At 54.4% G+C, this 24,584-nt stretch carries 24 protein-coding genes; 14 read left to right on the top strand and 10 right to left on the bottom strand.

What is annotated here, in order from left to right; genetic code table 11:
- Positions 1-164: 164 nt before the first annotated feature.
- Positions 165-1,160, top strand: coding sequence for a 6-phosphogluconolactonase (gene pgl, locus QVF11_RS06740; RefSeq protein WP_287855839.1), 996 nt, complete (start codon positions 165-167; stop codon positions 1,158-1,160).
- A 61-nt stretch (positions 1,161-1,221) separates the two neighbouring features.
- On the opposite strand, the gene QVF11_RS06735 is transcribed toward pgl, so the two are convergent.
- Positions 1,222-1,677 (bottom strand): GNAT family N-acetyltransferase, encoded by a 456-nt coding sequence (locus QVF11_RS06735; RefSeq protein ID WP_287855837.1) that lies wholly within the window; start codon positions 1,675-1,677, stop codon positions 1,222-1,224.
- Between the two features lie 136 nt (positions 1,678-1,813).
- Here QVF11_RS06735 and pdxR point away from each other — a divergent pair, with 136 nt between their 5' ends.
- Complete coding sequence (pdxR, locus tag QVF11_RS06730; RefSeq protein WP_287855835.1) at positions 1,814-3,283, top strand: MocR-like pyridoxine biosynthesis transcription factor PdxR; 1,470 nt, start codon at positions 1,814-1,816, stop codon at positions 3,281-3,283.
- A gap of 232 nt (positions 3,284-3,515) precedes the next feature.
- On the opposite strand, the gene QVF11_RS06725 is transcribed toward pdxR, so the two are convergent.
- The 3 genes from QVF11_RS06725 to ycgZ all read right to left on the bottom strand — a co-directional run bounded on the left by QVF11_RS06725 (position 3,516) and on the right by ycgZ (position 4,524).
- Positions 3,516-3,782: a biofilm development regulator YmgB/AriR family protein gene (locus QVF11_RS06725; protein ID WP_110276842.1), complete on the bottom strand. Its 267-nt coding sequence runs from the start codon at positions 3,780-3,782 to the stop codon at positions 3,516-3,518.
- A gap of 54 nt (positions 3,783-3,836) precedes the next feature.
- Positions 3,837-4,142, bottom strand: a complete 306-nt coding sequence (locus QVF11_RS06720; RefSeq protein ID WP_287855833.1) for a hypothetical protein — start codon at positions 4,140-4,142, stop codon at positions 3,837-3,839.
- Between the two features lie 136 nt (positions 4,143-4,278).
- Positions 4,279-4,524, bottom strand: coding sequence for a regulatory protein YcgZ (ycgZ, locus tag QVF11_RS06715; protein WP_181482960.1), 246 nt, complete (start codon positions 4,522-4,524; stop codon positions 4,279-4,281).
- A gap of 334 nt (positions 4,525-4,858) precedes the next feature.
- Here ycgZ and QVF11_RS06710 point away from each other — a divergent pair, with 334 nt between their 5' ends.
- Together QVF11_RS06710 and QVF11_RS06705 are read left to right on the top strand one after the other, a co-directional pair.
- Positions 4,859-6,082 (top strand): diguanylate phosphodiesterase, encoded by a 1,224-nt coding sequence (locus QVF11_RS06710; RefSeq protein ID WP_142511987.1) that lies wholly within the window; start codon positions 4,859-4,861, stop codon positions 6,080-6,082.
- Between the two features lie 175 nt (positions 6,083-6,257).
- A complete protein-coding gene (locus QVF11_RS06705) occupies positions 6,258-6,989 on the top strand; it encodes a MerR family transcriptional regulator (protein WP_142511986.1) in 732 nt (243 codons plus the stop codon).
- A 96-nt stretch (positions 6,990-7,085) separates the two neighbouring features.
- Here QVF11_RS06705 and QVF11_RS06700 read toward each other — a convergent pair whose 3' ends face one another.
- From QVF11_RS06700 to QVF11_RS06690, 3 genes are all read right to left on the bottom strand, one after another.
- Complete coding sequence (locus tag QVF11_RS06700; RefSeq protein ID WP_142511985.1) at positions 7,086-7,640, bottom strand: LuxR C-terminal-related transcriptional regulator; 555 nt, start codon at positions 7,638-7,640, stop codon at positions 7,086-7,088.
- A gap of 56 nt (positions 7,641-7,696) precedes the next feature.
- Positions 7,697-7,909, bottom strand: a complete 213-nt coding sequence (locus QVF11_RS06695) for a hypothetical protein (RefSeq protein ID WP_142511984.1) — start codon at positions 7,907-7,909, stop codon at positions 7,697-7,699.
- Positions 7,910-8,316: 407 nt separating this feature from the next.
- Positions 8,317-9,600 (bottom strand): putative acyl-CoA thioester hydrolase, encoded by a 1,284-nt coding sequence (locus tag QVF11_RS06690; RefSeq protein ID WP_142511983.1) that lies wholly within the window; start codon positions 9,598-9,600, stop codon positions 8,317-8,319.
- 259 nt (positions 9,601-9,859) lie between these two features.
- On the opposite strand from QVF11_RS06690, the gene hutI reads away from it, so the two are divergent.
- The 6 genes from hutI (at position 9,860) to QVF11_RS06660 (ending at position 17,651) form a co-directional block, all read left to right on the top strand.
- Entirely contained in the window at positions 9,860-11,077 is a 1,218-nt protein-coding gene (gene hutI, locus QVF11_RS06685) for an imidazolonepropionase (protein WP_112216950.1), read from the top strand.
- The gene (gene hutG, locus QVF11_RS06680) at positions 11,074-12,030 is read left to right on the top strand and encodes a formimidoylglutamase (RefSeq protein ID WP_287855828.1); all 957 of its coding nucleotides are present in this window, start codon (positions 11,074-11,076) and stop codon (positions 12,028-12,030) included. The genes hutI and hutG overlap by 4 nt, the downstream gene beginning before the upstream one ends.
- Before the next feature lie 54 nt (positions 12,031-12,084).
- Entirely contained in the window at positions 12,085-12,810 is a 726-nt protein-coding gene (locus tag QVF11_RS06675; RefSeq protein WP_112216952.1) for a histidine utilization repressor, read from the top strand.
- Between the two features lie 141 nt (positions 12,811-12,951).
- On the top strand, positions 12,952-14,640 hold the full coding sequence (gene hutU, locus QVF11_RS06670) for a urocanate hydratase (protein WP_287855825.1): 1,689 nt from the start codon (positions 12,952-12,954) through the stop codon (positions 14,638-14,640).
- A complete protein-coding gene (gene hutH, locus QVF11_RS06665; RefSeq protein WP_287855823.1) occupies positions 14,637-16,172 on the top strand; it encodes a histidine ammonia-lyase in 1,536 nt (511 codons plus the stop codon). The genes hutU and hutH overlap by 4 nt, the downstream gene beginning before the upstream one ends.
- Positions 16,173-16,271: 99 nt before the next feature.
- Positions 16,272-17,651: an amino acid permease gene (locus tag QVF11_RS06660; RefSeq protein ID WP_112216955.1), complete on the top strand. Its 1,380-nt coding sequence runs from the start codon at positions 16,272-16,274 to the stop codon at positions 17,649-17,651.
- A gap of 88 nt (positions 17,652-17,739) precedes the next feature.
- Here QVF11_RS06660 and QVF11_RS06655 read toward each other — a convergent pair whose 3' ends face one another.
- The gene (locus tag QVF11_RS06655) at positions 17,740-18,216 is read right to left on the bottom strand and encodes a kinase inhibitor (protein ID WP_112216956.1); all 477 of its coding nucleotides are present in this window, start codon (positions 18,214-18,216) and stop codon (positions 17,740-17,742) included.
- A gap of 69 nt (positions 18,217-18,285) precedes the next feature.
- A complete protein-coding gene (bioA, locus tag QVF11_RS06650) occupies positions 18,286-19,575 on the bottom strand; it encodes an adenosylmethionine--8-amino-7-oxononanoate transaminase (RefSeq protein WP_287855843.1) in 1,290 nt (429 codons plus the stop codon).
- 209 nt (positions 19,576-19,784) lie between these two features.
- On the opposite strand from bioA, the gene bioB reads away from it, so the two are divergent.
- The 4 genes from bioB to bioD are packed head-to-tail and all read left to right on the top strand — an operon-like array spanning position 19,785 to position 23,433.
- Positions 19,785-20,825, top strand: a complete 1,041-nt coding sequence (bioB, locus tag QVF11_RS06645) for a biotin synthase BioB (protein WP_112216957.1) — start codon at positions 19,785-19,787, stop codon at positions 20,823-20,825.
- The gene (gene bioF, locus QVF11_RS06640; RefSeq protein WP_287855819.1) at positions 20,822-21,979 is read left to right on the top strand and encodes an 8-amino-7-oxononanoate synthase; all 1,158 of its coding nucleotides are present in this window, start codon (positions 20,822-20,824) and stop codon (positions 21,977-21,979) included. Before bioB ends, bioF begins: the two co-directional genes overlap by 4 nt.
- Positions 21,963-22,718: a malonyl-ACP O-methyltransferase BioC gene (gene bioC / locus QVF11_RS06635; protein ID WP_287855817.1), complete on the top strand. Its 756-nt coding sequence runs from the start codon at positions 21,963-21,965 to the stop codon at positions 22,716-22,718. The genes bioF and bioC overlap by 17 nt, the downstream gene beginning before the upstream one ends.
- Positions 22,711-23,433: a dethiobiotin synthase gene (gene bioD / locus QVF11_RS06630; RefSeq protein WP_287855815.1), complete on the top strand. Its 723-nt coding sequence runs from the start codon at positions 22,711-22,713 to the stop codon at positions 23,431-23,433. The genes bioC and bioD overlap by 8 nt, the downstream gene beginning before the upstream one ends.
- Here bioD and QVF11_RS06625 read toward each other — a convergent pair.
- Positions 23,375-24,097, bottom strand: a complete 723-nt coding sequence (locus QVF11_RS06625) for an ABC transporter ATP-binding protein (protein ID WP_112216961.1) — start codon at positions 24,095-24,097, stop codon at positions 23,375-23,377. The two genes, bioD and QVF11_RS06625, sit on opposite strands and share 59 nt — an antisense overlap.
- Between the last annotated feature and the right edge of the window lie 487 nt (positions 24,098-24,584).

Genomic DNA, 24,584 nt, shown 5'->3' with positions numbered 1-24,584 from the left:
GCAGGGAGTCCCCTGGAGCTTACTCCAGTAAGTGACTGGGGTGAGCGAGGAAAGCTAACGCACATGCAACTTGAAGTATGACGGGTATATATGCGTATTGTGTTTTTCAGGGTGTTGTTAGTCTGAAAAATGAAATTTCCACGTGCAGTGAGGAAGGAGTATTCATGAAACAAACCGTTTATACCGCCAGCCCGGAAAGCCAGCAGATCCACGTCTGGAATCTGGATGTTGAGGGGAAACTGACCCTGGTGCAGGTTGTTGATGCCCCAGGTCAGGTGCAGCCGATGGTGGTGAGCCCGAACAAAGAGTATCTCTACGTCGGCGTGCGTCCGGAGTTTCGCGTACTGGCCTACCGCATTGCGCCTGATAATGGCGCCCTGACCTTCGCTGGCGAAGCCGCGCTGCCGGGTAGCCCAACGCATATTTCTACCGATCATCAAGGTCGTTTTGTTTTTAGTGCCTCTTATAATTCGGGCTGTGTAAGCGTGACGCCGCTGACCGATGGCCTGCCGGGTGAAACGGTGACCGTGGTTGAAGGGCTCGAAGGCTGCCATTCGGCAAATATCTCTCCGGACAATCGCACCCTATGGGTTCCGGCGCTGAAGCAGGATCGTATCTGCCTGTTTACCCTCAGCGACGATGGTTTCCTTGCCGCGCAAGAACCGGCTGAAGTGACCACCGTTGAAGGCGCAGGCCCGCGTCATATGGCGTTCCATCCGAACCAGCAGTACGGCTACTGCGTCAATGAACTTAATAGCTCTGTTGACGTCTGGGAGCTGAAAGATCCGTACGGCAAAATCGAGTGCGTGCAGACGCTGGACATGATGCCTTCTGATTTCACCGGTGTTCGCTGGGCGGCGGATATCCATCTGACCCCGGATGGTCGTCACCTCTACGCCTGCGATCGTACCGCCAGCATTATCACCATCTTCAGCGTCTCCGAAGACGGCAGCGTGTTGTCCATCGAAGGCTATCAGCCAACCGAAGCACAACCGCGCGGCTTTAACCTCGATCACAGCGGAAAATACCTGATTGCCGCTGGTCAGAAATCACATCATGTTGCGGTGTATGAAATCGAAGGCGAGCAGGGCCTGTTGCAAGAAAAAGGGCGCTATGCCGTCGGCCAGGGCCCAATGTGGGTGGTGGTTAACGCGTACTAAGCCTGCTGCTTATGACTAAAAACCTCGCTGCGGCGAGGTTTTTTTATGCTTGAGTCGACGGTTATTTTACCCGCATGCGATACTCAATCATGCCGCTTTTATCCGCCACCCAGTTATACAAACGCTGGCCGCGTAGATTAGTTTCATGCGTGTGCCAGTACAGGCTGGCGGAGTGGCGTTTACGCGCCTGCTGCTGAACATATTCAATCAACTGTTTACCGATATGCTTGCCCCGAACCTCCGGGTCAACGAACAGGTCTTCCAGATAGCAGTAGTCGCTTTCGGCCCAGGTGGTGCGATGGAACAGGTAATGCACCAGCCCAACTATCGATCCTTCATGCTTTGCTACGGCGCAAAACATCGGTTCAATGGGATTTAAAAAACGGCTCCAGGTCAATTGCGTCACGGTTTCCGGGATATCGACGCGGTAAAATACCTGGTAGCTTTTCCACAGCGGCAACCACTGGGCAAAGTCGCTCTCGGTTGCGGGTTCGATGGTGATTTGAGATAAATTCATAGTGGTCCTTATTTTTTTTAAATGGGTGTTTTGTCCTCACTGAGCGCCATGTTAGAAGTTCTTATGGTTCCTAAAAAGTGACACTTTCTATATATTTGTAGGATCCACTTTTACCTTAAAAATATCTCTCATAGCCATGGCCAAACCAGTTGCTCCTCTCTTTCAGGACCTGTTATTACAACGCGGGATCATCAAAGATCAGGTTTATCATGCCCTGCGTAACGCTATCCTTGACGGTCGTTTGACGGCGGGTTCAAAAGTCCCCTCAAGCCGTGCGCTGGCTGAGATGATGGCGATCTCCAGGAACTCGGTTATCTCGGGTTTCGATCGCCTGATGGATGAGGGGTATCTGGTGACGCGCAAGGGCGCGGGCACGTTTGTCTGCCAACATATCCCGGATAACTTCATTAGCGAGCATTATTCGCCAGCGGCGCCTGAAGCGGCAAGATCTGCTATCGGGCAACTCAATCCCGATATCTCGGCATTGATACCCTCATGGTCCGAAAGCCAGGAAAGTGGGGGGATGAATCGGGTTTTTGCGGTGGGTATCGGCTGTACCGATCTCTTTCCTCACGCTTTATGGGGACGATTGCTGGGGCGCATCTGGCGACAGTCGCGTCGTGAACTAGGAATGCACACCACGCCTTACGGATATCTACCGTTGCGACGAGCCATCAGTCACTATATTCAGGCGACGCGCGGCGTAAATTGTCATGAAGATCAGATTATTATCGTCAATGGTATTCAACAGGCGCTGACGATCACCACTCAGGCATTGCTGGTACCTGGCGATGAGGTTTGGCTGGATGACCCTGGATACAACGGCGCTCGCGGTGCATTCGCCGCCAGAGGTGTCTCCGTCCGGCCCGTTCGTGTTGATGGCGATGGCATGGATATTCAGGATGGAATATTGCACTACCCAGGGGCGAAACTGGTCTATACCGCGCCCTCGCATCAGTTTCCGCTCAGCGGAACTCTCAGCCTGCCGAGAAGGCTTGCCTTACTGGAATGGGCAGAAGCCCATCGGGCCTGGATTTTCGAAGATGACTACAACAGTGAATTTCGCTACGCCGCCCGTTCATTACAGGCTTTGCAGGGGCTAGATAAACATCAGCGGGTTATCTATTCCGGGACATTCTCTAAGATGATGTACCCGGAATTTCGCCTTGGTTTTTTGGTGGTGCCTGAGCATTTACGTGAACAGTTTGCCATCACCAAGTATTACACCGATCTTAGTAGCGGCTATCTGGAACAGGCGGTTCTGGCACGTTTTCTCAGTGAGGGGCACTACGCCAGCCATGTTCGTCGTATCCGCAAAGCTTGTTTTGAGCGCAAAAGTGCGCTGGAGGCGGCGATTGAGCACTATTTTCCTGGACGTATGGCTGTTCATCCGACGGATTCGGGCGTTCATTTAGTCTGCTGGCTGCTGAATGGTCTAAAAGCCAAAGAGGTGGAAGACAAGGCTCGTCGGATAGGTTTAGGTGTACAGACCTTTGAGCGATACTGTCAGCGGGCGATGGCGAGAGAGGGGATTTTACTCGGTTTTGCTAACCATCCGCCGGAGATCCTGGTCGATGGCGTCAGGCGTCTGGCTGCGGTGCTTTAGCGCGTGGTAATGTGTTTATATAATTAGCCTTATAAAAAGGCTAATTAAATATTGCATATATTTATTTAATATCCGTCTCCTGTTGTGGATTTTATACCTGACAACAGGAGGAGAATTTTAGGAAAAATTATACTGTAGGTGGCTTTTATTTCTATCCCCAGGTCCTGTTTAACCGTTATTCCACCTATTAACAATAGCGGAGCTCCTTGTTTCATTAATTCCTGTTGCTATCTTAGATATCATCCATGGTATAACTTACGACAATTTCCAGCGTCTTACGGATAACATCTGCAGTCACCACATCGCTAGTCGTCTCAAGGGCATTAATTAACCAGAATATAATAGCCTTATTACTGAGATGCCCTTCAGTGGCAAGGATACTACTAATGGCCAGGGACATCACTGCAGATTCATCGATCAGCCTGTCGCCTGCATTGCGGAAATACTCAGAGAGTGCGGTATCATTCAGGCCTGCGTAGATATCTGATTGCTGATGCATAGTCTGTCTCATCATATTCTCAACTTTGTTAATTAAAGAATCGACCATTAATGGTCAGTGCATTTTACCTGTACCAGATTGCGAAGATGAACCCAATAAAGCATTTGGGTCATCCCAATAATTTTTCGCACCTGAAGTACCCAGAGACTTTTTCTTATCTCGAAGAGCTACCATATTTTTGATTTCATCAATAATATGCCCAATTGTATCTCGCCGTTTTTTATCCGTTTCACCGACCTGCATCGACTGGAGTTTATTTACCAGAGCTTGAGTATTGATCGGCCCCTTGTTTTTGAGTAGAGAGAGAACAGCCTCTCCAATCAGTACATCTGTTAAGTGTTCAATCTCACCACTATTCATAACTGTATCTCTGATTACCGTCGTCTCCATGACTGGAGATTTGGTTTGAAGTCGATGCTCTGATTAAGTATTGGTATCATCCGTGAAATCAGACTCTTCAGTGTCGACCTAATTCACCAGATTACTGCTGGCACGCTTAATCTTGTCGCTCAAAGAGCAAACCGATTAACGTTTGATAGTGGTTCTCTTCTTCAGGTTGAGAAGCAACTTCAAGGCGACTCAGTAACTTGGTACACAGAGATTTACGATTCAGATTTCGGCCTTCATAAAGGATATCCATCACGATTTGTCCCAGCGTTTCCTGCTGTGAAGGCAAAGAGGCTTTATTGAAATAATGGGCAATAGCGCTAGCTGTGTCAGGAATATAACTGTTCTGCTGCATATGTGCTCCTGTCAGTTCAATCATCAGTTAAGTTGCTATTAAAGTTATACAATGATTGTTAACTTGTACATAAAAAATGGAGGGAAAATGTTATTTTTTTGATTATCTTGTTTAATTGATTGATTTATATGTAATTTTATTTTTTGCTAAACCGACCCTGTACTATCTGGGGAATGTGCATTCTGTACAGGTATTGGCGGAAGAAGAAGGTCAATCAAAAGAACGGTTTAATGTGAAATATTTGTTAATGTATTTGTCTTTTTTACAGGACGCAGAACATCAGATCTGCTACTGTAATATCTCAATCTTTTTTCTCTCTCCTGTCGGGAATTTCATGCTCACTACCATCATTTATCGCAGTCATATCTGCGACAACGTGTCAGTTAAATCGCTCGAAAGCATGGTTGCTGAAGCAAATGTAAAAAATAGCCAGATGGGCGTGTCCGGGATTTTACTTTTTAATGGCACCCATTTTTTTCAGTTATTAGAAGGACCTGAAGAGAAGGTTCTGGAAATTTATCGTCATATCTGTGGGGACTCGCGCCACCATAATCTTGTTGAACTGCTTAGCGATCATGGTCCGACGCGTAGATTTGGCAACATCGGTATGGAACTCTTTGATTTACGAGAGTATGACCGCGATGACGTTCTGCAAATGGTGTTGGATAAAGGGACCACTAAATATCAGCTAACTTACGATGACCGGGCCCTCCACTTTTTTCGTACCTTCGTGGAAGCGACGGAAAAGGATAATTATTACGAAATTCCCGCGCCGGAAAGCTGGGATTTTGTAACGGATAGCACAGCTTTTTATCCTGAAGTCCCGTTCATTCAGGCCGAGTGCAGCTTCGCTTTTCAGCCAGTGATCGACCCGTTTGCTAAAGAAATTGTTTCCGTTGAGGCGTTGCTGCGTACCGCCTGCGGTGGATCGCCAGAGGTTTATTTTGATGGACTCTCGCGAGAGGATATTTATAAGGCGGACCTCCACAGTAAGCGGGTGGCGTTTGCCATGGCGGGACGTCTGCGTCTGCGTGGATGCACGTTGTCTATTAATCTCTTACCGATGACTTTGGTGAATGTTCCCGGCGCTGTTGAGTTTCTTTTAGATGAAATCAAGGCGAATGGTTTGATTTCAGAGCAGATCATTGTTGAGTTCACCGAGAGTGAAGCTATCTCACGTATTGATGAATTCACTGATTCTATTCGTAAGCTCAAGTCCGCGGGTATTCGCGTCGCTATTGATCACTTTGGTGCCGGGTTTGCCGGACTTTTGTTGCTGGCTCAGTTTCAGCCGGATCGCATAAAGATCAATCGTCAACTGGTCAAAGATATCCATAAGCACGGGCCAAGACAGGCAATTGTGCAGGCCATTATTAAATGCTGTAACTCGCTGGAAATTGCCGTCTCGGCGGTAGGAATCGAGCGGCCGGAAGAGTGGATGTGGCTCGAGTCGGCAGGGATCGCACATTTTCAAGGGAATTTATTTGCCAGTCCGTGTTTGGGCGGAATTCCTGCGGTCGCATGGCCCGAAAAAAAATCAGCCTGGGATGTTCTTTAAAATTTGTCTGGTACCCATAGTCTGAAAACGCCAGATAAATCATTCATACTCCCTTTTTGACCTACAGATTGGCGTCCAACCTGTTATATTTTAACTGTACAAGAAAAGTTAATTGTACAGTCTGACTAAATTCGTTAATTTAGCCAGGTAAGTATGGCATGTTACGAGGGCGCTAATGGCTTATTACAGTATCGGTGAAGTTGCCGAACGTTGCGGAATTAATCCCGTTACTTTGCGTGCATGGCAGCGAAGATACGGTTTGCTTAAACCGCAGAGAAGCGAGGGGGGGCACCGTCAGTTTGACGATGAAGACGTTCAACGTATTGAGGAGATCAAGCGCTGGATTGAACGTGGAGTCTCTGTCGGTAAGGTCAAGGCGTTACTGGAAGGTCATCAACCTGCTGCCCACGATGGTTCAGCTTTACTCCAGGACGAGATGATGACACTTCTGCGAGTTGTACAGCCCTCGAAATTACGCGCCAGAATTATGTCTCTTAGCCACGAATATCCCGTGGATAGTCTTATCGACCAGCTTTATGTGCCCGTGCGGCAGAAATTAAATCTTGATCAAAACACGTCGTTGGCCATTAGCAGCATGCTGGATGGAATTTTGATCGATAGCGTGGCGTCATTCCTTGCCGAATCGCGTAAAAAAGTCGGTAAAGAGACGTTGTTGGTTGGCTGGGGTAATGAAGATCGTACCCGGCTCTGGTTAGAAGCATGGCGACTGTCGCAGCGTGCCTGGCATGTTAACGTTCTGGCTGAACCGCTTGATTCTCCTCGCCCGGAACTGTTCCCTGGACAGCACATTTTTGTCTGGACCGGCCGTGCATTATCTCCTTTGCAGGCGGAATTACTCAGCCACTGGCAAAGTCAGGGATTTACCATCGAGTTTCATGGGGATTAATAGGGGAATTGAAGCCAGCAGCGGAACATGATTTTGTTTTTATATTCCGCCGCTTTTTCTTCTTTAGATATTTTAACTCGGCCTAACGATAAAATATTAAGAATTGAGCTGTGACCAGGCTTTGAACGTTTCGCTACGGCTAATGTTAAAAAAATCTGTGCGCCCGGAGCAGCCTAATTTTTTAATCAACGTAAGGCGGATTTGATAAATCGTTTTGATATGCAAGTTCAGTGACTTTCCGATATTAACCATCGCTTCACCATCATTCATTAAGCGAATAACCGCTTTCTCACGACTGGTAAGAATAATACCCTCGGATTCGCCATCCGGTTTTTTACCATACAGAGTTGGTCGGAGAATAAACGATTTTATCTCAGCTGGCGTGGAGCGCGCGGAGATTCTGAACATTGGAATTTCACTTAAGAAGTTTAAGTCATTACCATCCGTAAGCAGAACAAAGCGAACCCTCCGTTGGTCATACTTATGATTTAACACAGAATAATAGTTGTCGCTGGTGAAGAAAACGTATTTTCCATGAAAACAGCCCGGTGATAGTGAATCAAGAATAAGCTGTAAACCCTGACGGAGAAGGTTATTTTTAATCCAAAGATCGTAATGATTAAAAAAGAAATCTGGTTTGTCGCTATTCATTTGACCTCCGAGCCTGGGTCGTTGGTTGCTGTATGTTTGCCTACTAAAAGTCGCGCTTAGTGATGAGTTTTTCCGTATAACATATGCAGTATTTGCATATACAAATCAGCGAGAATTTCATTTTTCTCTATATTCAGGCGGTGCTGAACCTCAATGATTAAACGCTCATTACTCACCGTTTCATTCTTAATCTGCACCATATTCTCGATGTTTTTTAGCAAAGCAGAGTTAGGAATGAACTCTGCGGGAATAGTGTTTTTAATGTGCATGATATATCTCAGGCTGCATTCAATAATTAATCAACCAACAAAGCCGATTGATAACAATCATCTTTGTTATTCAGTTTTTCACCGTATCAAGAGAAATGGTGTGCAATTTTTAAGTCATAAGGATGCTGTAATGCAGAAAAATTAAAACTTACGCTATAACTATAGTCATGATTTTCTACCTGTACAATTTTTTCAGGGAATTTTGTACTTATAGATTAAGTTTTTTATTTTATAAATATAATTTATTGTTTTAGTTGGCGTTTTTAGTAATGGTGAACTTGTACATAGTGAAAATTTAGCAAGCAGGATGAACTATCCTGAAGATGGTGGTGGAAGGGGGAAGAGGATAGAGCCTGAAGGGAGTGGAGAGAAAAGGGGGAATGTCTCCCCCTTCAAGTTTATAACCGTTACTGCTTCGGCTCAGCGACAACAAAACTTCCCACGCCGCGGTTATTGTATTCCCACATGCGGTTGAAGTTAGCATCGTTGAGGTTGCGCTGCGGATTGCCTTTGTCATCGGCAGTACCGGTATTACCGCTAAACGGACGGTTTGAACCCACGGCATCAGCCCACGGTTTGGCCATATTAAAGCCTTCATTAATCACGCTATCGCGGATAACGACCTGGCCGTTGGTATTGCCGTCGACGTCCAGAGAACGGCCCAATTGCGCAACGTTATCGCCGGAAGCGGTAAAGCGGCTGTTGACCGCCAGGAAGCCATAGGTCACGCTTTTCAGGGTGGCCGGAGCAAAGACGTAAGCCTCTTTCTGGGTGCGCGAATTCACCACGCGGAAGTCGGTGTTATCGAATACCACGGCGCCGCGGCCGGAAACAATATCGACATCGCCTTCAATGTAGCTATTGCTGACCAGCGTACGAGTCTGACGATTATCCTGCAGACGGTTCTGTACGCCGCTATTGGTCACGAAAAAGGTGTTCTGGCGACCAAGGATATTCACGTTATTTATCTGAACCTGATCGCCATCGGTACGCAGTGCGACCGCCTGATGAGTACCTGCGTCAACGCTGTCGCCAAGGTTATTGGCGATAGTCAGGTTCTGCAGCTGCAGACCGTTGTTCTGCGACCAGAATACTGCTGAGCACATGACGCCAATGGTGGCGGTGCGTTTGCTCTGGCAGTTGTCGAACATATACCAGGCCGGTTTACCTGGCATGTATTTACCGCCTGGATTGACCTGATGACGCCAGGAGACCGGATCCATTTCTGAATCAATCGCCTCGCTGATTTTTACGTCAATCGGCTTCTCGCCGGTGCCGTACAGGGTCAGCGCGCCGGGGGCTGCCGGAACGTATACGGTGCCTGCATATTCGCCCGGCATAATGGCGATAAACTGACGGCGGTTGGAGTGGCGAGTTATTGCCGCGTCAACCGCAGCCTGAATGGTGGTATGGGTTACGCCCTGAGTCCCGGCAGGCCCGACAACAAAATCGGGCTGTGCCGGAAGGCTGATGGCGGACGGATGCCAGGCCGCAGCGTTCGGATCCAGAGACTGGAAATAGCTCGCGGGTAAAAAGTTCTTGGCCTCGTCGGCGGTTAAAACAGGACGAGAGGCCGTGCCCGGCGCAGTCTGCGTTGAGGGCTGTTGATCGGCAGGCGTCGAACTACAGGCGGACAACGTCACGCCAAAGGCCAGCGCCAGCGCCATGCGGGAAACGGAATATGTGTTCATGTTGCTCCGGGCAAGAATCAATCAAATAGATATACCCTGAATTGAAGTATGACGGGTATAAGTCCTTTAAAGCCTGCTGTTTTATACCAAGTTAAGCGAAACGGGAAGACATAGCGCAAAAAAGTTGCTGCTTTTGTATAGCAGGAACCGGGAATGGGTCGCTTTTGATCACAAATAAATAACATTTGCGCTTGCCTGAGTTGACATTTCTTGCGGAATCAAAATAAATGTCTATACAACCCATGACAAGTTGACCGCTATGACACATGCCACTTCCGAACGCGTAATCTGGCGAAATGCCCGCCTTGCCACCCTCGATCCCCATCTATCCCAACCCTATGGTCTACTGGAGCGTCACGCGCTGCTGGTGCGCAATGGTCGCATTGAGGCCGTTGTTCCCGACAGCGAGGCGCCCGCAGGGCGAAGTATCGATCTCGGCGGCAGGCTTCTGACGCCGGGGCTAATTGATTGCCATACTCACTTGATATTCGGCGGCAGTAGGGCGCAGGAGTGGGAACAGCGCCTCAATGGTGTTTCCTACCAGACTATTAGCGCCAACGGCGGCGGCATTAACTCAACGGTGCGCGCTACCCGGGAAAGCAGCGAAGCTGAACTGCTGGAGCTGGCCCGACGGCGGCTGGAGCGACTGCTGCGTGAAGGGGTCACCACTCTGGAGATTAAATCCGGCTACGGGTTAGACCTTGAAAACGAACGCAAGATGCTGCGTGTCATACAACAGCTGGCTGCAAGCTATGCCGTCGAGATTTCGCCAACGCTGCTCGCCGCTCACGCCACACCGCCGGAATATAAAGGCGACCCGGATGGCTACATTAATCTGGTTTGCGAAGCGATTCTGCCCGCGCTGTGGGAAGAGGGATTGTTCGAAAGCGTCGATGCCTTCTGCGAAAACGTCGGTTTTAGCCCGGCGCAAACTGAGCGGGTTTACAGTACGGCTCAGGCATTGTGTATTCCGGTAAAGGGGCACGTTGAGCAGCTCTCTTCGCTGGGCGGCGCTGAGCTGGTGAGCCGCTATCAAGGCCTCTCCGCCGACCATATTGAATATTTAACGCCAGAGGGAGTCGCGGCAATGAGCCGCAGCGGCACCGTGGCGGTGCTCCTGCCCGGCGCGTTCTATTTTCTTAACGAAACCCGTAAACCGCCGGTTGATCTGCTGCGTGAGCATAAAGTGCCGATGGCGGTGGCGACCGACTACAACCCCGGCACCAGCCCCTTCGCCAGCCTGCATCTGGCGATGAATATGGCCTGCGTGAAGTTTGGCCTGACGCCGGAGGAGGCGTGGGCTGGCGTGACTCGCCATGCGGCGCAGGCGCTGGGCCGTCAGGCGAGCCACGGCCAATTGGCGGCAGGTTTTGTGGCCGATTTTGCTATCTGGGATGCGGAACATCCGGTAGAGATGGTTTATGAGCCTGGGCGCAGTCCGCTCTGGCAGCGCGTCGTACGAGGAGAAATCGCATGAATCTATGGCAACCCACGCCCGCAGAGCTTTGGCTGGGGCGCGACGACAGCACAGAAGCCGCTAACGCGCTGCGCTTGTTTCAAACCATCGCGCGGGCTGAACGCTTTGAACCTGAAGCGCTGGTGGGTGATATTGCCCTGCTGGGATTCGCCTGCGATGAAGGTGTCCGGCGCAATAAAGGGCGCATCGGGGCCGAAAAGGGACCTGAAACCCTGCGGCGGGCGCTGGCGAACATGGCCAGTCATCAGGGGCATGACCGCTGCGTTGATATGGGAACCATCAGCGTGGAGGGGGATGAGTTGGAAGAGGCTCAGCAGGCGCTACGCGAAGCGGTTACTGCCTGTCAACGTGCTGGAAAACGGACGCTGGTGTTAGGCGGCGGTCACGAGACGGCTTTCGGCCACGGTGCCGGGGTACTGGATGCGTTTCCTGACGAAAAAGTGGGCATCATTAACCTTGATGCGCACCTGGATTTGCGTTTTGCCAACCAGGCCAGTTCCGGTACGCCGTTCCGTCAGTTGGCGCTGGCCTGCGAAGCGCAGCAGCGCGGTTTTCATTATGCTTGTATCGGCGTAAGCCGCGCCGCCAATACTCAGGCACTGTGGGATGAGGCCGCCCACCGCGAGGTGACGATTATCGAGGATCTCGATGTTCTTACCTCCTTTGAGGCGCGGGTTTTGCCGGAAATTAGCCGCAATATTGCCTGTTACGATCGCCTGTATCTGACTATCGATCTGGATGTGCTGCCCGCTCGTGAAATGCCGGCGGTCTCCGCGCCTGCCGCGCTGGGTATCCCGCTGGCAACGCTGCTGCGTATTGTCGAGCCGCTGTGCCGTAGCGGTAAGCTTCAGGCAGTGGATCTGGTCGAGTTCAACCCGCAGTACGATATCGATAGCCAGGGAGCCCGCGCGGCAGCGCGTCTGGCATGGCAAATCGCCCATTGGTGGCAGTAGCGATTCAGTATATTCTGGACGTTTCGCCGCCACTAGCACAAGGAAAGCCCGGCCATGTTCTCATCGCAACCTCGTTCCGCGCCTGCGCCATTCTATGAAAAGGTGAAGCAGGCGATCAGCGAAAAGATCCATAGCGGCGTCTGGCGTCCGCACGATCGCATTCCTTCGGAAGCGGAACTGGTAGCGCAGTTTGGCTTTAGCCGGATGACCATTAACCGGGCGCTGCGTGAGCTGACCGATGAAGGCCTGCTGGTGCGACTGCAGGGGGTGGGCACTTTTGTCGCGGAGCCGAAAGGGCAGTCGGCGCTGTTTGAAGTGCGCAGCATCGCGGAAGAAATTGCTTCTCGCCACCATCAGCACCGCTGCGAGGTGCTTTTGCTGGAGGAAACGCAGGCTGACCTGATTCATGCCGCGGCGCTGAACGTGGCCGCCGGTACGCGGATTTTTCATTCGCTGATGGTACATTTCGAAAATGATGTCCCGGTACAGATTGAGGACCGCTGCGTTAACGCTGCGGTGGTGCCGGACTATCTGCGTCAGGACTATACCGTCACCACGCCTCACGATTATTTGTCGTTGATCGCCCCCTTAACCGAAGGGGAACATATTGTTGAAGCAGTGCAGGCAACGGCTGAGGAGTGTGCGCTGCTGCATATCCATGCCCATGACCCATGCCTGCTGATCCGCCGTCGCACCTGGTCCACCACCCATATCGTCTCCCATGCGCGCCTGCTTTTTCCCGGTAGCCGCTATCGTCTGCAGGGCCACTTCGGTTCCTGATCTTCCTGCGCGTCGGCAAAACGTGATTGCTGACGCAATATAACAAAAATGTATCATTTGTGTTAAATCCTGGCTTGCGTGTGCTTGTATAGACAAGTATATGTATCTACGTACACAACGTTAATTGTCAGGAGAACCCCGATGTCGCAAAGCAAATACCGCCAGCAGGATGTACGTGCACCGCGTGGCACGACGTTAAATGCGAAGAGCTGGCTGACCGAAGCCCCGCTGCGTATGCTCATGAACAACCTCGACCCGGATGTCGCCGAAAACCCGCATGAGCTGGTGGTGTACGGTGGTATTGGACGCGCGGCGCGTAACTGGGAATGCTATGACGCCATCGTGAAGGCGTTGAAAGAATTAGAGAGCGATGAGACCCTGTTGGTGCAGTCCGGCAAGCCGGTGGGCGTATTCAAAACCCACGAAAACTCGCCGCGCGTACTGATCGCCAACTCTAACCTGGTTCCGCACTGGGCAACCTGGGAGCACTTTAACGAACTGGACGCTAAAGGCCTGGCAATGTACGGCCAAATGACCGCCGGCAGCTGGATCTACATCGGCAGCCAGGGCATCGTGCAGGGCACTTATGAGACCTTCGTTGAGGCCGGTCGTCAGCACTATCAGGGCAGCCTGAAAGGGCGCTGGGTGCTGACCGCAGGTCTGGGAGGGATGGGCGGTGCGCAGCCGCTGGCGGCAACCTTAGCGGGTGCCTGCTCGCTGAATATTGAATGCCAGCAGAGCCGTATCGATTTCCGCCTGCGTACTCGTTACGTTGATGAACAGGCGAGCTCGCTGGATGACGCCCTGGCGCGCATCAAAAAATACACCGCCGAAGGCCGCGCGATCTCCATCGCCCTGTGCGGCAACGCGGCAGACATCGTGCCGGAAATGGTCAAGCGCGGTGTGCGTCCTGATATGGTGACCGACCAGACCAGCGCCCACGACCCGCTGCACGGTTATCTGCCGAAAGGCTGGAGCTGGGAAGAGTATCAGGTGAAAGCCGAATCGGACCCGCAGGGCACTATCCTTGCGGCGAAGCGCTCAATGGCCGACCACGTGCAGGCGATGCTGGCTTTCCACGAAATGGGCGTACCGACGTTTGACTACGGCAACAACATTCGCCAGATGGCCCAGGAGATGGGGGTTGGCAATGCGTTTGATTTCCCCGGCTTCGTTCCCGCCTATATCCGTCCGCTGTTCTGCCGCGGCATCGGTCCGTTCCGCTGGGTTGCCCTGTCCGGCGATCCGCAGGATATCTATAAAACCGACGCTAAAGTTAAAGAGATCGTGAAAGATGATAAGCATCTGCACCACTGGCTGGATATGGCCCGCGAGCGTATCAGCTTCCAGGGGCTACCGGCGCGTATCTGCTGGGTAGGCCTGGAGTGGCGGCAGAAGCTGGGGCTTGCGTTTAACGAAATGGTGCGCAGTGGTGAAGTCTCGGCGCCAATCGTCATTGGCCGCGACCACCTTGACTCTGGCTCCGTTGCCAGCCCTAACCGTGAAACGGAATCAATGCGCGATGGTTCTGATGCCGTCTCCGACTGGCCGTTGCTCAACGCGTTGCTGAATACCGCCAGCGGGGCGACCTGGGTGTCGCTGCACCACGGCGGCGGGGTAGGGATGGGCTTCTCGCAGCACTCCGGCATGGTTATCGTCTGCGACGGTACCGACGAAGCGGCGGCGCGTATCGCTCGCGTCCTGCACAACGATCCGGCGACCGGCGTGATGCGCCATGCTGATGCGGGTTACGATATCGCGATTGAGTGCGCGACAGAGCAAGGTTTGAATCTTCCGATGGTGGCAGCAACGCAGGGGCACGCTAAATGAACGCTTTAACACTGATTCCGGGTCAACTCAGCCTGTCGCAGCTGCGCGATGTCTATAGCCAGCCGCTCAACATCACCCTCGACGAGAGTGCCTTTGCAGCCATTGACGATAGCGTCGCCTGCGTCAATGCGATTCTGGCGGAAGGCCGTACCGCGTATGGCATTAACACCGGTTTTGGCCTGTTGGCGCAAACCCGCATCTCCACCGAAGACCTGGAAAGTCTCCAGCGTTCATTAGTGCTGTCGCACGCGGCGGGGATTGGCGAGCCGCTGGATGATGATCTGGTGCGTCTGATTATGGTGCTGAAAATTAACAGCCTGTCGCGCGGCTTTTCCGGGATCCGCCTGAGCGTGATTCAGGCGCTGATCGGTCTGGTGAATGCGGGCGTGACGCCGTGGATCCCGGCGAAAGGCTCGGTCGGCGCATCTGGTGACCTCGCGCCGCTGGCACATATGTCTTTAACGCTGTTGGGCGAAGGAAAAGCGCGGGTGCGCGGCGGCGAATGGCTACCGGCAACGCAAGCGCTGCGCGAGGCGGGCCTGGAGCCGATTACCCTGGCAGCAAAAGAGGGGCTGGCGCTGCTCAACGGCACCCAGGCTTCAACGGCATTTGCCCTGCGCGGCTTGTTTGAAGCTGAAGATCTGTTTGCTTCCGCAGTGGTCTGCGGGGCGTTAACCACCGAAGCGGCACTCGGTTCGCGGCGTCCGTTTGACCCGCGCATCCATGAAGCGCGCGGTCAGCGTGGGCAGATTGACGCGGCGGCGCTCTATCGCCATCTGCTGACCGACGATAGCGCGATTTCCCAGTCGCACCATAACTGTACCAAGGTGCAGGATCCGTACTCTCTGCGCTGTCAGCCGCAGGTGATGGGCGCCTGCCTGACCCAGCTTCGCCAGGCGATGGAGGTGCTGCTGATCGAAGCCAACGCTGTTTCCGACAACCCGCTGGTGTTTGCCAGCGAAAACGACGTAATTTCCGGCGGTAACTTCCACGCCGAGCCGGTGGCGATGGCGGCGGACAATATCGCGCTGGCGATTGCCGAAATCGGATCGCTTTCGGAGCGCCGTATTGCCCTGATGATGGACAGCCATATGTCGCAGCTGCCGCCGTTCCTGGTCAAAAACGGCGGCGTCAATTCCGGCTTTATGATTGCCCAGGTGACGGCGGCGGCGCTGGCCAGCGAAAACAAAGCGCTGTCGCACCCACACAGCGTGGACAGCCTGCCGACCTCCGCTAATCAGGAAGACCACGTCTCGATGGCACCGGCCGCCGGTCGCCGCCTGTGGGCGATGGCGGAAAATACGCGCGGCGTGCTGGCCGTTGAGTGGCTGGCTTCCGTACAGGGGCTGGATATGCGTGAAGGCCTGACCAGCAGTCCGCTGCTGGAAGAGGCGCGCCACCTGCTGCGCGAGCGAGTCACACACTACACCGAAGATCGCTTCTTCGCCCCGGATATCGAAAACGCCATTGCGCTTCTGGCGGCACGTCATCTGACGCGACTGCTGCCTGCCGTGCTCTCAGACCAACACTAAACCATCGCTGTTCTCTGTACCTGCGCCGGGAGGATTTCTCCTCCCGGTCACCCTACACGCATATTTGTCGTCGTATAAAAACTATCAGGACACTTGCATATGCAACAACAAAACAAGCCACACCTGCTGCGCGGGCTGAATGCCCGTCACATTCGTTTTATCGCCCTCGGCTCCGCTATCGGTACCGGGCTATTTTACGGCTCGGCATCGGCGATTAAAGCCGCGGGGCCGGCAGTACTGCTGGCCTATCTGATTGGCGGCGCGGCGGTATTTATCGTCATGCGCGCGCTGGGGGAAATGGCGGTACGTAACCCGGTTTCCGGCTCTTTCAGCAGCTACGCGCGCCAGTATCTTGGCCCGCTGGCGGGATTTATTACCGGCTGGACCTACACCTTTGAGATGGTGATCGTTGCCCTGGCGGACGTTACCGCCTTCGGCATCTATATGGGGCTGTGGTATCCCGACGTTCCGCGCTGGATCTGGGTGCTGAGCATTATCTTTTTTATCGGTGCCATGAACCTGTGCAGCGTACGCGTTTTCGGCGAGATGGAGTTCTGGCTGTCGCTGATTAAAGTGGTGGCGATTATTGCCATGATTGTGGCGGGCGGCAGCATTATTTTCTTTGGTTTCGGTAACGCTTTCCCGGCAACCGGACTGGAAAATTTATGGAGCCACGGCGGCTTTGCCCCTAACGGCTGGGAGGGCATCATCGCCTCGCTCGGCATTGTGATGTTTGCCTTCGGCGGCGTGGAAATTATCGGCGTGACTGCAGCCGAAGCGAAGAACCCACAGAAGGTGATCCCGCAGGCGATCAATACCATTCCGCTGCGTATCGTGCTGTTTTATGTCTGCACCCTGGCGATTCTGATGGCGATTTTCCCGTGGAACAGCTTCGGCGAACGGGGTAGCCCGTTTGTGCTGATTTTTGATGGTCTGGGCATCCCGGCGGCGGCCACCATCCTTAATATTATCGTGATCAGCGCCAGTATTTCGGCGATAAACAGCGATATTTTCGGCGCGGGGCGCATGATGTACGGGATGGCGAAAGAGGGATTGGCACCGAAGAGCTTCCAGCGCATCGCCAGCAACGGCGTGCCGTGGATGACGGTGGTGGTGATGGGCGTGGCGCTGCTGGCAGCGGTGGTGCTGAACTATCTGATGCCGGAGCAAGTGTTTGTGCTGATCGCCTCGCTGGCCGCCTTCGCCACGGTGTGGGTCTGGCTAATGATCCTGCTGGCGCACTTTGCGATGCGTCGTGGTTTGTCTGAAGAAGAGCGTCGTCATATCGCGTTCCCGGTACCATTCTGGCCGGTTGCGCCGCTGCTGACCCTGCTGTTTATGGGGCTGGTGATCGCGGTGCTGGGGATGGTGGAGGAGACGCGGATTGCGCTAATCGCCGGTCTGGTCTGGCTCGGCCTGCTGACGGTAGTGTGGTTTGCGCGGGTCAGAAAAAACGCCGTGCTGGCGGTGACGGAGTAGTTAATCTTCCCGGAGGCGGTGCTGCGCACCTGTCCGGGCTACAAAACCCGCAAACCGCGCGGACCCGTAGCCCGGACCTCCGGGATCGCTAGCTAAACAGGGCGGTAATCGACGCGCTGCCGAGGCTGTGAAAATGGACGTTAAAGCCCACCATCGCGCCGCTTGCTCCCTCATCGACATCAATTTTATCAACATCCAGCGCGTGGACGGTAAAGATATAGCGGTGGGTCTCACCCTTCGGTGGCGCCGCGCCGCCGTATCCTGCCTGACCGAAATCGGTGCGCGTCTGGATCGCCTCTTCGGGTAATTCCGCCTGGCCTGAACCTGCCCCCTGCGGTATCACGCGGGTATCCGCTGGAAGGTTGGCCACAATCCAGTGCCACCAGCCGGAGCCGGTCGGCGCATCGGGATCGAAGCAGGTCACCACGAAGCTCTTGGTTCCCGCCGGGACATCATCCCACGCCAGATGCGGCGAAATATTATCGCCATCGTAGCCCATACCGTTGAATACATGACGATTGGGCAGCTTCTCGCCATCCAGCAAATCATGACTGATTAATTTCATCGTCTCTCCTCAGGTTAATCTACTGATTAGCAAAGAAGTGTAGCGTGTAAGGCGAATCATTACCGTCTCTTATTCGCTAAAATATGTTTCTTCCTGTACTGCGGCGTTAACCGCGTGGGTCAGACGGGTCAGCTGTTCTGGGGTAATGATATACGGCGGCATCAGATAGATCAGGCGTCCGAACGGGCGGATCCACACGCCCAGGTCGACGAAAAAGCGCTGAAGCGCTGCCATATTCACCGGCCTGCGGGTCTCGACCACACCAATCGCCCCAAGCACACGGACATCGGCAACCAGCGCGGATTCTCTTGCCGGGGCCAGCTCGGCTTTCAGCTGTGTTTCAATCGCCGCCACCTGCTGTTGCCACTCACCGCCTGCCAGCAGACGCAGGCTCTCCGCCGCTACCGCGCAGGCCAGTGGATTGCCCATAAAGGTCGGGCCGTGCATAAAGCAGCCCGCTTCGCCGTTACTAATGGTTTCCGCTACCTGGCGGGTGGTTAGCGTGGCGGATAGGGTCATGGTGCCGCCGGTTAGCGCTTTGCCGAGGCACAGAATATCTGCCGCGATGTCTGCGTGCTCGCAGGCGAACAGCTTGCCAGTGCGGCCAAATCCGGTGGCAATCTCATCGGCAATCAGCAGTATGCCCTCGCGGTCGCACATTTTGCGGATCCGCTTGAGCCACTCGGGATGGTACATCCGCATTCCGCCTGCGCCCTGGACAATCGGTTCCACAATAACCGCCGCGATTTCATGGCGATGGGCGGCCATCAGACGAGCGAACGGCACCATATCCAGCTCATCCCATTCACCATCGAAGCGGCTTTGCGGCGCCGGGGCGAACAAGTTATTCGGCAGATAACCCTGCCACAGACTGTGCATTGAATTATCCGGATCGCAGACCGACATCGCGCCGAAGGTGTCGCCGTGATAGCCGTTGCGGAAGGTGAGAAAGCGCTGACGAGGCTCGCCCTTTGCCTGCCAGTACTGGAGCGCCATTTTCATCGCCACTTCAACGGCAACGGAACCGGAATCAGCGAGGAACACGCATTCAAGGGATTCCGGGGTCATTGCCACGAGCTGGCGGCACAGCGCGACGGCGGAAGGGTGAGTGATCCCGCCAAACATCACGTGCGACATCTGGTCAATCTGCGCTTTCATCGCCGCGTTTAGCCGCGGGTGATTGTAGCCATGAATCGCCGCCCACCAGGACGACATGCCGTCAACTAACTGCTCGCCACCGGCAAGGGTCAATTCGCAGCCGTGGGCTGCCACCACCGGATAGACCGGCAGTGGGGAAGTCATTGAAGTGTAAGGGTGCCAGATATGGCGCCGATCGAAAGCGAGATCGTCCATTGTCATAATCGACTTGTAAACCATTTTGAAAACATTTAGGTTTACAAGTCTACACTGAACTTACAATGAAACGTACACAAAATATTTCGCGCAGCGTCGAGGCGGCAAGCGAGAAATCCCCAGGAGCATAGTTCACTATGTGACTGGGGTGAGCGAGTGCAGCCAACAAAGAGGCTGTGTGAACCAGGACGTGTACGACTTTTTTGGAGAGGCTAATGGCTCACCACACCCGCTGGACAATGTCACAAGTCACTGAGTTGTTTAATAAACCCTTCCTGGATTTACTGTTCGAAGCGCAGCAGATCCATCGCCAACACTTCGATCCGCGCCAGGTTCAGGTCAGTACGCTGCTGTCGATTAAAACCGGCGCCTGCCCGGAAGATTGCAAATACTGCCCGCAAAGCGCGCGCTACAAAACCGGTCTCGAATCCGAGCGCCTGATGGAGGTTGAACAGGTGCTGGAGTCGGCGCGGCAGGCGAAAAAAGCTGGTTCAACCCGCTTCTGCATGGGGGCGGCGTGGAAGAACCCTAACGATCGCGATATGCCCTACCTCGAGCAGATGGTGAAAGGGGTGAAAGAGATGGGGCTGGAGGCCTGCATGACCCTCGGGACTCTGAACGATAGCCAGGCGCAGCGGCTCGCCGGCGCCGGTCTGGATTACTACAACCACAACCTCGATACCTCGCCGGAGTTCTACGGCAATATCATCACCACCCGTACCTACCAGGAGCGTCTCGATACCCTCGATAAAGTCCGCGATGCGGGAATAAAAGTGTGCTCCGGCGGTATCGTTGGCTTAGGCGAAACGGTCAAAGACCGAGCTGGGTTACTGTTACAGCTGGCCAATTTGCCGACCCCGCCGGAAAGCGTGCCGATCAATATGCTGGTGAAGGTCAAAGGTACGCCGTTGGCGGATAATGATGACGTTGACGCCTTTGATTTTATTCGCACTATCGCCATCGCACGCATCATGATGCCGACCTCGCACGTGCGCCTCTCCGCCGGGCGCGAGCAGATGAACGAACAAACCCAGGCGATGTGCTTTATGGCCGGGGCCAACTCGATTTTCTACGGCTGCAAGCTGCTGACTACGCCCAACCCGGAAGAGGACAAAGATCTGCAACTGTTCCGCAAACTGGGGATTAACCCGCAGCAGACCGCAGTGCTGGAAGGCGATAACGCCCAGCAGCAGCGTCTGGAGCAGGCGTTGATGAATCCCGATACCGAGGAATATTACAACGCGGCGGCGCTATGAGCTGGCAGCAACGCATTGCGCTTGCGCTAGAAGAACGGCAGTCGGCGGATGCTTTGCGCCGCCGACTGCCGGTAACCCAGGGGGCAGGGCGCTGGCTCACCCGCGAAGGCCAGCGCTGGCTCAATTTTTCCAGTAACGATTATCTGGGCCTCAGCCAGCATCCGGCGATCGTCAAAGCCTGGCAGGAAGGCGCGGAGCGCTACGGCGTTGGCTCCGGCGGCTCCGGTCACGTCAGCGGCTATAGCGAGGCGCATTGCGCGCTGGAAGAGCAGCTTGCCGACTGGCTGGGCTACCCGCGCGCACTGTTGTTTATCTCCGGTTTTGCCGCCAATCAGGCGGTGATTGCCGCCCTGGTAGGCAAAGAAGATCGGATTGTTGCCGACCGCCTCAGCCATGCTTCGCTCCTTGAAGCTGCTCATCTCAGTCCAGCGCAGCTGCGGCGCTTTCAGCACAATGACGCCCGGCATCTTGAAGAGCTGCTGGCGAAATCGCTATCCGGTCAACAGCTGGTGGTGACCGAAGGGATTTTCAGTATGGATGGTGATAGCGCTCCGCTGACGGATATCCAGCGGGCGACGCGGTTGGCTGAGGCGCTCCTGCTGGTGGACGACGCGCACGGCATCGGCGTGGTCGGCGAAGAGGGGCGAGGGAGTTGCGATAGCCAACAGGTACATCCGGATCTGCTGATTGTTACCTTCGGCAAAGCTTTTGGCGTGAGCGGCGCGGCGGTACTGTGCAGCGAAGAGTTGGCGGATTATCTGCTGCAGTTTGCCCGTCATCTGATTTACAGCACCGCGATGCCTCCGGCGCAGGCTGTAGCTCTCAGCGCGGCGCTGGGCGTTATTCGTAGCGACGATGGGCAGCAGCGGCGGGAAAAGCTGGCCTGCCATATTGCCGATTTTCGTCGAGAAATGGCCGATTATCCCGGCGAACTGACTCAATCTTGCAGCGCGATTCAGCCGTTGATCGTCGGCGACAACGCGCGCGCGCTGCGGCTGGCGGCACGCCTGCGCGAGCAGGGCTGCTGGGCGACGGCAATCCGCCCGCCGACGGTTCCCTCCGGCAGCGCGCGACTGCGCCTGACGCTTACCGCAGCGCATGAATCCACTGATATTGCTCGTCTGCTGGAGGTGCTGCATGGCGGCGGTGAATAAACGCGCGATAGCGGCGGCGTTTGGTCGTGCAGCGGAACACTATTCTCAACATGATGAATTACAACGCATTAGCGCCTCTCTGCTGCTGGAGCAGCTCAATGTAAAAACCTTCTCCGAGGTGCTGGACGCGGGCTGCGGCCCCGGCAGCATCAGCCGATACTGGCGTGAGGCGGGTAGTCAGGTGACGGCGCTGGATCTCTCCGTTGATATGCTGGCGCAAGCCCGGCGTGGAGAGTGCGCACATCGCTACATTGAAGGCGACATCGAAGCGCTGCCTCTGGCTGAGGGTTGCGTTGATCTGGCGTGGAGCAACCTTGCGGTTCAGTGGTGCGACAATCTTGCCGCCGCCATTAATGAGCTGTATCGGGTGGTACGCCCCGGCGGGCGCGTTGCGTTTAGTACGCTGTTGGCAGGCTCTTTGCCGGAGCTAAATCAGGCGTGGCGAGCTATTGATGAACAGCCACATGCCAACCGTTTTCTTAGTGAGCAGTCGGTACGCCAGACGCTGGTTGGTCGTCGCGCTATCGGTCATATCCATGCCATCACTCTGCCGTTTGCCGATGCGCTCAGCGCGATGCGATCCCTGAAAGGCATCGGTGCGACCCATTTGCACCACGGGCGCAGCCCCGCACCGCTGAGTCGCGGTAAACTGCGGCAGCTCCAGTTCGCCTGGCCGCAGCAGCGGGGCCAGTGTCCGCTGACATATCACCTTTTTACAGGAGTCATCGAACGTGATTAAACGTTTTTTCGTGACCGGAACCGATACTGAAGTCGGTAAAACCGTTACCAGTTGCGCTCTGCTACAGGCGGCCAATCGCGCAGGATTCAATAGCGCGGGCTATAAGCCGGTAGCTTCCGGAAGCGAATATACGGCGGAAGGGCTGCGCAACGACGACGCGCTGGCTCTACAGCGCAATAGCCAGGTAGCGCTACGCTACGAGCAGGTCAATCCTTTCACTTTTGCTGAGCCGACGTCGCCGCATATTATCAGTGCCGATGAGGGCAGGCTAATTGACGCCGCAGCGCTTTCGGCCGGTTTACGCGAGCTGGAAGGGCTGGCGGATTGGGTGTTAGTCGAAGGGGCGGGGGGCTGGTTTACGCCGCTTTCAGAGACGCTGACCTTTGCCGACTGGGTAGAACAAGAGCAGTTACCGGTGATTTTAGTGGTGGGCGTTAAGCTGGGGTGCATTAACCATGCGATGCTGACCGCGCAGGCGGTGTTTCAGGCCGGTCTGCCGCTGGCCGGATGGGTTGCCAACGACATTCAGCCGCCGGGCAAGCGCCACCTTGAGTATCTGGCGACGCTGAAACGCGTGCTGCCCGCGCCGTTTCTCGGCGAGATCCCGTGGCTGGCGGATGTGGCACAGCGCGAGGATCTCGGTCACTATCTCGATCTCAGCGTGCTGGATCGGGCGTCATCCACTGCGCCAGCAGCGGCGCGTCCAGCTGGATAACGTCACCCTGGGCCACGCTGCGTCCGCAGTGCAGCAGACAAAAACGATCTGCCACCCGGCGAATAAACGGCAGGTGCTGCTCGGCGATCAGTACCGTCAGGCCAATATCGCGATTCAGGCGCACCAGTAAATCGCCCAGCTTATGCAGGAAGCGCTGGCCCCCTGCGCGTGAAGGTTCGTCGAGGATCAGCAGGCGCGGGCGGGTTATCAGCGCTCTGGCCAATGCCAGCTGGTACTGATCGTCAGCGGTGAGCGTAATGCCTTTGCTTTGCCGCAGAGCGTAGAGTTCCGGAAACAGATCGTAAATCTCCCCGGCTACCGCTGACGCGGATTCGCCGCCTGCCGCGAGGGCAATATGCAGATTTTCCTCCACGCTGAGCTGCGAGAAGATACGTTTATCCTGCGGGACGTAGCCAATGCCGATGGCGCTGCGTGACTGCGCAGAGAGCGGCATCAGGTCATAGGGCGCAGCCCCTGCGTCCTGCCAGGTCATACTGCCGCTGGCCACCGGGAGGTGCCCGGTAATACAGTTAACGAGGGTGGTTTTCCCCATCCCCTCGCGCCCCATTACGCAAGTACATTTCCCCGGCCTGAGCTCAAGGTCAACATTCCACAGCGTGTGCTGGCTTCCGTAATAGTGGTTCACGGCACGTAGACTCAACATAGACGTTTTCTCCTTTCCTGGGATAGCGGGCGACGAGAAGATTCTGCAAATCCCTTGCCAGGAAAAAGAACTCTCGGTATTTGCTGACAAATACAGGGGTGGCACGGTGAAAGTGAAGAGGGTTACGGCAGACCTTGCACTTTCCCGGTGCCAGAGAGCTGAAATGTGGTGCAAAAAATAATAGAAAATCCAGCTATTCTTTGCCGATAAATCGCAAAAAAAATTCAATAAATTTTTTTAGCAGGTGTTTTGCCCCATTCAGTGATTTCGGCCGGGTGGCACAGGTCATGGGCTGCAGACAGTTATCCACTATTCCTGTGGATAACCTTGTGCATTAGAGTTAGAGAACTTGCGGTAAGCTAGAGATTACGCGGCCTGCGGGCAAATTGACGCGAAACCCATCTTTTCTTAAATTTTGTTAAATATCAATTAATTAAATAAAATCAATGGCTGTAAAAAAAGTGTCACCGACTGCCACAAAAGATTC

Origin of the sequence: Klebsiella sp. (genome assembly GCF_027492335.1) — a bacterium.
GTDB classification, from domain to species: domain Bacteria; phylum Pseudomonadota; class Gammaproteobacteria; order Enterobacterales; family Enterobacteriaceae; genus Klebsiella; species Klebsiella huaxiensis.
Note: the sequence above shows the minus strand (reverse complement) of the source record. Positions and strands in the feature narration are given on the sequence as shown.